At 61.1% G+C, this 6481-nt stretch carries 8 protein-coding genes; 3 read left to right on the top strand and 5 right to left on the bottom strand.

Annotation, left to right across the window (positions count from 1 at the left end):
* Positions 1 to 105: 105 nt before the first annotated feature.
* The 3 genes from JWR14_RS11865 (at position 106) to ubiA (ending at position 1989) form a co-directional block, all read left to right on the top strand.
* A complete protein-coding gene (locus JWR14_RS11865; protein WP_299706290.1) occupies positions 106 to 267 on the top strand; it encodes a hypothetical protein in 162 nt (53 codons plus the stop codon).
* A gap of 165 nt (positions 268 to 432) precedes the next feature.
* Positions 433 to 924, top strand: coding sequence for a Dps family protein (locus tag JWR14_RS11860; protein WP_031357483.1), 492 nt, complete (start codon positions 433 to 435; stop codon positions 922 to 924).
* 204 nt (positions 925 to 1128) lie between these two features.
* Positions 1129 to 1989, top strand: a complete 861-nt coding sequence (gene ubiA, locus JWR14_RS11855; RefSeq protein ID WP_299706283.1) for a 4-hydroxybenzoate octaprenyltransferase — start codon at positions 1129 to 1131, stop codon at positions 1987 to 1989.
* Positions 1990 to 2099: 110 nt separating this feature from the next.
* Here the strand turns inward: ubiA and proC are convergent, their stop codons facing one another.
* The 5 genes from proC to JWR14_RS11830 all read right to left on the bottom strand — a co-directional run.
* Positions 2100 to 2912, bottom strand: coding sequence for a pyrroline-5-carboxylate reductase (proC, locus tag JWR14_RS11850; RefSeq protein ID WP_299706280.1), 813 nt, complete (start codon positions 2910 to 2912; stop codon positions 2100 to 2102).
* An 18-nt stretch (positions 2913 to 2930) separates the two neighbouring features.
* Positions 2931 to 3635 (bottom strand): YggS family pyridoxal phosphate-dependent enzyme, encoded by a 705-nt coding sequence (locus JWR14_RS11845; protein WP_299706277.1) that lies wholly within the window; start codon positions 3633 to 3635, stop codon positions 2931 to 2933.
* Positions 3636 to 3716: 81 nt separating this feature from the next.
* Positions 3717 to 4943 (bottom strand): glycolate oxidase subunit GlcF, encoded by a 1227-nt coding sequence (gene glcF / locus JWR14_RS11840; protein ID WP_299706274.1) that lies wholly within the window; start codon positions 4941 to 4943, stop codon positions 3717 to 3719.
* 15 nt (positions 4944 to 4958) lie between these two features.
* Positions 4959 to 6047, bottom strand: coding sequence for a glycolate oxidase subunit GlcE (glcE, locus tag JWR14_RS11835; RefSeq protein ID WP_299706271.1), 1089 nt, complete (start codon positions 6045 to 6047; stop codon positions 4959 to 4961).
* A 206-nt stretch (positions 6048 to 6253) separates the two neighbouring features.
* Positions 6254 to 6481, bottom strand: a 228-nt coding sequence (locus JWR14_RS11830) for an FAD-linked oxidase C-terminal domain-containing protein (protein WP_299706268.1), incomplete at its 5' end; no start/stop codon positions are given.

Genomic DNA, 6481 nt, shown 5'->3' with positions numbered 1-6481 from the left:
ACGCTGAAGCCGCAATGAAGTAAGCAGGACGGGACGCGTTTTCAGAATGTGCGTCCCCTCTGATTTGACACGCAGACTTACGGGCTGAACTCAAGGAGAACGACGATGACACAAGCGATCATGACACTCGAACGGGCGGTGAGCGGTATCGAGGCGAAGAGCCTCAATGCGTCGCGCGGCGTACGGCTCGCGATCGGTGTTGGCATCGTCGCGGCGAGTTACGCGGTGGTGGTTATCGAAGGATTGCATGGTGCGGGCATCGTCTGATTGCCTCTGCCGCGCGTCGTCCTGACGCACCCCGATAACCTTTGCGGCCCGCCTCCATGGCGGGTCGCCTTGCGTTTCTAAGATAAACTCACGAACGCTCGGCAGCCCCGGCAGCAGCATCAGCCGGGCGGCCCGCATTGTTCGTATCACTCTCACGGAGTCACTATGGCGAAGAAAATCGCATCACCGGCTGTGAACATCGGTATCAGCGACAAAGACCGCAAGAAGATCGCCGATGGTTTGTCGCATCTATTGGCCGATACCTACACGCTGTATTTGAAGACGCACAATTTTCACTGGAACGTCACGGGGCCGATGTTCAACACGCTCCATTTGATGTTCGAAGGGCAATACACGGAACTGGCGCTGGCGGTTGATTCGATCGCTGAACGCATTCGTGCGCTGGGCGTGTATGCGCCGGGCAGCTATCGGGAATTCGCGAAGCTGTCGTCCATTCCTGAAGCCGATGGCATTCCGGTAGCCGAAGAGATGATTCGTCAGTTGGTGGAAGGGCAGGAAGCGGTTGTGCGCACGGCGCGCGCGATTTTCCCGCTGACCGATAGCGCGAACGACGAACCGACGGCCGACTTGCTGACGCAGCGCATGCAGATTCACGAAAAGACCGCGTGGATGTTGCGCGCGATGCTGGGACAGTAAGACCGGTTATGGTTTGATCGCCGCGCGCTCAGCGTGGCGAATTGAGATGGAAGAAGCCCCGCGCTCGTTAGAGCGTGGGGCTTTTTGGTTTTTGGGGTTCCTCAAAAGGGAGGCTGGTTCGCGCAGCGCGGGTTGAGGAAAACAAGCCGTTCAGCGCCGCTGCCTTAAAATACCGATATCGCTATTCGCCGTCGTCCAATCGCCATGTTCGCTCGCTTTCCGCTTTATCTCCGCCTCGTCCGGATGGACAAGCCCATCGGCAGCTTGCTGTTGCTGTGGCCGACGCTCAATGCGCTGTGGATTGCATCGAGCGGTCATCCATCGCCGATGCTCCTGCTGATCTTCGTGCTTGGCACGCTGCTCATGCGCTCGGCCGGTTGCGCGATCAACGACTACGCTGATCGCGATTTCGATAAACACGTGAAGCGCACCGAAAACCGCCCGATCACGTCCGGCAAGATTGCCGCATGGGAAGCGGTCGCGTTGGCGGCGGCGTTGTCGCTGATTGCGTTTCTGCTGATCCTGCCGCTCAACACGCTGACCAAGGAGCTCTCGGTGTTCGCGCTATTTGTCGCGGGGAGCTATCCGTTCACCAAACGTTTTTTCGCGATTCCGCAGGCGTATTTGGGCATCGCGTTCGGCTTCGGCATTCCAATGGCGTTTGCCGCCGTGCAGGATCACGTGCCGCCACTCGCCTGGATCATGCTGGCCGCGAACGTGTTCTGGTCAGTTGCCTACGACACCGAATACGCGATGGTCGATCGCGACGACGACATCAAGATCGGCATCCGCACGTCGGCGCTGACATTCGGCCGCTTCGATGTGGCGGCGATCATGCTGTGTTATGCCGTGACGCTCGGGATTTACGTGTGGATTGGTATGACGCTGGCATTCGGCGCGTTGTACTGGATCGGCTGGGCGGCGGCGGTTGCATGCGCCGTCTATCACTACACGCTGATCAAGAACCGGGAGCGCATGCCGTGCTTCGTCGCGTTCAAACATAACAACTGGCTGGGTGGCGTGCTGTTCGCCGGCATCGCGGCACACTACGCCTTCATGCGGTAACACGATACGCGTGCGTCCTCCCCGGACGCATCGCACGTCAGGCAGCGCGGCGGTTTTTTGATTGAGCGTAATGCGTTGCCGCGCGCGAGAGCGCAAAGAGCGCGTGGCCGTCAGGCTTTGCCCAATTCTTCGCCCATTTCTTTAGCCCGTGCATCAGCCGCCAATGCGCCTCGTACGATGGCGTCTTTCACGCCCTGGGCATCGAAGGAAGCCAAAGCTGCTGCTGTTGTGCCACCCTTCGACGTCACACGTTCCCGCAACACGCTCGCGGGCTCGCCCGATTGCGCCGCCAATTGCGCCGCGCCGGTGAACGTAGCCACAGCGAGCGCACGCCCTTGCTCCTCATTCATACCGAGTTGACGCGCGGCTTCCTGCATGGCTTCGATGAAATAGAACACGTACGCTGGACCGCTTCCCGAAATGGCGGTGACGGCGTCGATCTTCGCTTCGTCATCGAACCATACGATCTCGCCGACCGCTTCCAGTATCTTCGATGCCAGCGCCTTCGCTGCATTGTCTACGCCCCGCAGCGCCGCCAGTCCCGTCACGCCCATGCCGATGAGCGCCGGCGTATTTGGCATCGTGCGCACGATCTGCGTGTAGCCGCCGAGCCATCGCGACAGATCGGCGGCGCGAATGCCGGCTGCGATGCTGATCACCAGTTGCGTCGACAACACCGGCTGCAGCGCTGCCGCTACGTCCTTCAACACTTGCGGTTTGACGGCGAGCAGGATGGCGTCATAGCCGCCTAGTTTCGAATCGATTGACGCGCCCGTCCTGGCACCAAACTCTTTCTCGACGCGAGCACGCGCCTCCTCACCGGGATCGACGACATATAGATCCGCCACCGCAACGCCGCGCTTGATCAGACCGCCGATAAGCGCCGACGCCATGTTGCCGCCACCAATAAACGCAATTTTCATAGTGAGTTCAAGTGAAAGTCAGTGAGAGTAATCACGCGCGCCGAAGATGGCCGTGCCAATACGAACCATGGTCGCGCCTTCAAGAATAGCGGCTTCAATATCCGCCGACATCCCCATGGAAAGCGTGTCGAGTTCAAGGCCGTCCGCGCGCAACGTGTCCATGATTTCGCGCAGACGCCGATGCGGCGCGCGTTGTTCATCGAGCGTGGCGGCCGGTTCGGGAATCGCCATCAAGCCGCGCAGGTGCAACCGAGGCAGCGCCGCAATCTGATGCGCGAGCGCCAATGCGTCGTCTGGCGCGATGCCGCTTTTCGAGTCTTCGCCGCTCACGTTGATCTGCAAGCACACGTTGAGCCGCGGCGAACCGTCCGGCCGCTGTTCGTTGAGACGCTCGGCAATCTTGAGCCGATCGACCGAATGGACCCAGTCGAAATTTTCGGAGACCACTTTCGTCTTGTTCGACTGCAACGGTCCGATGAAATGCCACTCGATTTCGCTGCGCAAATCCGCCAGCCCGGCAATTTTCGCGACCGCTTCCTGCACGTAGTTTTCGCCGAACGCGCGCTGTCCGGCGTTGAAGGCGGCGCGGACGTCCTCGGCAGGAAAGGTCTTCGATACGGCAAGCAACGTGACCGAAGATGCGTCGCGCGAAGCATCCGCCGCCGCTTTGGCAATGCGCTGGCGGACTTCTTCGAGGTGACGGGCTACATGAGAGGAGGACATGGATTCGGACGCCGCATATCGAGTAAGCAGAGGTCCGATTATACGGATGCGGCGCCCCGAAACAGCCGGCGCCCGCCAGCGTTAGCCATACAGCAGATGTTCGACCAGTTGAATCCAGTGCACCACGGGGGTAGAGGTGCCGCTCTGCAAATGCGCGATACATCCGACATTCGCCGATACGATCATCTGCGGCTCGAGCTTCTCGAGCGTGTCGAGTTTCTGGTCGCGTAGTGCGTACGAGAGTTTCGGCTGCAGCACCGAGTACGTTCCGGCCGAGCCGCAGCATAGATGGCTATCGGCGGGAAGATGCACTTCTATGCCCAGCGCCGTCAGCAAGTTCTCCACGTGACCGCGAATCTGCTGGCCGTGCTGCAGCGTGCACGGCGGATGGAACGCGACGGTATGGACCGCGCGCCGCCTTGCCATCGCGGTCAGTTCGTCTTCGTATTGCGGCAGGATTTCCGACAGGTCACGCGTCAGATCGACGATCCGCGCGGCCTTTTCCGCGTAGAGCGGATCATTGCGCAGCAAGTGCGCGTATTCCTTCACAGTCGCGCCGCAACCGGACGCGTTCATCACGATCGCCTCCACGCCGTTTTCCACATACGGCCACCACGCGTCGATGTTGTTGCGCACGTCGTCCAGTGCTTCGTCGTTGTAGCCGAGATGCAGGCGGATCGCCCCGCAACAGCCCGCGTCGGGCGCCGCCAGGATCTGGATGCCCAATGCATCGAACACTCGTGCCGTCGCTATGTTCACGTTCGGCATCATGGCGGGCTGAACGCAGCCGGCGAGCATCAGCATCGTGCGCTCGTGTGTACTGGTTGGCCATTCGAGCGGCCGTTGCGCGACCGGAATCTTGGTACGCAAGGCTTTGGGCAACAGCGGCCGGAACTGCTGGCCGAGTTTCATCGCGGGCGTGAAAAGCTTGCTGTTCGGGAGGAAGTTGGCGAGCAGTTTGCGTTGCACACGCTGGCCAAACGGCCGCTCCACTTTCTCTTCCACGACCTTCCGGCCAATCTCCACCAGCCGTCCATACTGCACGCCCGATGGGCATGTGGTCTCGCAATTACGGCACGTGAGGCAGCGATCCAGATGTAGTTGCGTGCTGCGTGTAACGGGCGCGCCTTCCAGCATTTGCTTGATCAGATAGATCCGGCCACGCGGGCCGTCGAGCTCATCGCCCAGTATCTGGTACGTCGGGCACGTCGCCGTGCAGAATCCGCAATGCACGCACTTGCGCAGGATGGCCTCGGCTTCTTCGCCGTCGGCCGTGTCGCGCATGAAGTCGGCGAGGTTGGTTTGCATTGCGTGTTCTTCAGTTCAGAAGTCGGGGTAGAGGCGGCCGCGATTGAAAATGCTCGCGGGATCGAATGCGGCTTTCAGGCCACGATGAATCTTCATCAGCGGGGCGGCCAAGGGCGTGAACACGCCCGCGTTGCGGTCATACGTCGCGCTGGAGCGGAAGATGGTCGCGTGGCCGCCGGCCTGCTTGGCGCTGATGCGCACGGTTTGCGGATCGGCGTCGGTGATCCACCACCGTTGCGCGCCGCCCCATTCCATCAGTTGCGGGCCGGGGAGATGCATCGGCTCGGCAATCGATGGCAACGAGAGCCGCCACAACGCGGACTTCGGCGGTATTACCGCGAAGAACGGATCGGATTGCTCGCGCAAACCGCACCAGAAACGCTCGGCTTCCACGGCGTCGACCACTTCGCCGCCCAACGATGTCCGCGCTGCTTTCACCGCCGCTTCCGCGCCGCCCAGGCGCAATGCGAGCGTGTGATCGCGCCACGCGCTGCCGGTCAGCGGCAGCGGATGGCCGCTCCATTCGTTGAGCTTGCGTACGGCGTCGGTATCGTTCATTTCGAACTTGAGCGTGGCTTCAGCGACGGCTTTCGGCAGCACTTTCACCGATACCTCCAGGATCATCCCCAGCGTGCCGAGCGAACCCGCCAGCAGCCGCGAGACGTCGTAGCCCGCCACGTTCTTCACCACCTGGCCGCCGAAATGCAGCACATGGCCCTGGCCGTTCATCACCACGGCGCCGAGCACGAAGTCGCGCGGCGCGCCGGCCGCGGCACGCCGCGGGCCTGCGAGTCCGGCTGCAATACAGCCACCGATAGTGGCGTTTGGCCCAAAGTGCGGAGGCTCGAACGGCAGCATCTGGCCGCATTCATCCAGCCGCGCTTCGATCTCACTGAGCGGCGTTCCGGCTTTCGCCGTGATCACGAGTTCGGCCGGGTCGTACTCGATAATCCCGCGATGTGCCCGCGTATCGACTATCTCGCCTTGCAGCGTCTGCCCGTACCAGTCCTTCGTGCCGCCGCCGCGAATCCGTAGCGGGGTGTTGCTCGCCGTCGCGGCGCGTACACGCTCGGACCAGCTCGCGACAATGTCTTCCTCTGTCATGGTGTCCCGCGTTTTTATGGCTCTTGGGTCAGTGTATCGGCGTGTTCCCGCACGGCCACTCGTATAAACGTGGATACCTGTGCGGGCTTGAACGCCTGGAACCACCGCCGATGCTTCAAAGGGATATTAATGAGATGTTATAACCAGGCAGCGTTTAGAAGCGCTGCCTAAACACACAGCCTAAGCACACAGCCTAAACACGCCGCTTAAAAGCGCGGAATCTCGGGATGCGGCAGCAAGCCGCCGCGAATATGCATTTTCCCGTACTCGGCGCAACGCGCGCGCGTTGGGATGCCTTTGTCGGGATTAAGCAGGCCGGGGGGATCGAAGGCACGTTTTATCGCGTGAAACGTATCGCGTTCTTCGGGCGAAAACTGGACGCACATGGAGTTGATCTTTTCGATACCCACGCCATGCTCGCCCGTCACCGTGCC

It is taken from the genome of Caballeronia sp. (genome assembly GCF_028292365.1).
In the GTDB taxonomy this organism is placed as follows: domain Bacteria; phylum Pseudomonadota; class Gammaproteobacteria; order Burkholderiales; family Burkholderiaceae; genus Caballeronia.
Note: the sequence above shows the minus strand (reverse complement) of the source record. Positions and strands in the feature narration are given on the sequence as shown.

Coding starts and splice junctions, on each gene's coding strand:
- proC (WP_299706280.1), bottom strand. CDS start 2,912: ATGAAAATTGCGTTTATTGGTGGCGGCAACATGGCGTCGGCGCTTATC.
- ubiA (WP_299706283.1), top strand. CDS start 1,129: ATGTTCGCTCGCTTTCCGCTTTATCTCCGCCTCGTCCGGATGGACAAG.
- JWR14_RS11865 (WP_299706290.1), top strand. CDS start 106: ATGACACAAGCGATCATGACACTCGAACGGGCGGTGAGCGGTATCGAG.
- glcF (WP_299706274.1), bottom strand. CDS start 4,943: ATGCAAACCAACCTCGCCGACTTCATGCGCGACACGGCCGACGGCGAA.
- JWR14_RS11845 (WP_299706277.1), bottom strand. CDS start 3,635: ATGTCCTCCTCTCATGTAGCCCGTCACCTCGAAGAAGTCCGCCAGCGC.
- glcE (WP_299706271.1), bottom strand. CDS start 6,047: ATGACAGAGGAAGACATTGTCGCGAGCTGGTCCGAGCGTGTACGCGCC.
- JWR14_RS11860 (WP_031357483.1), top strand. CDS start 433: ATGGCGAAGAAAATCGCATCACCGGCTGTGAACATCGGTATCAGCGAC.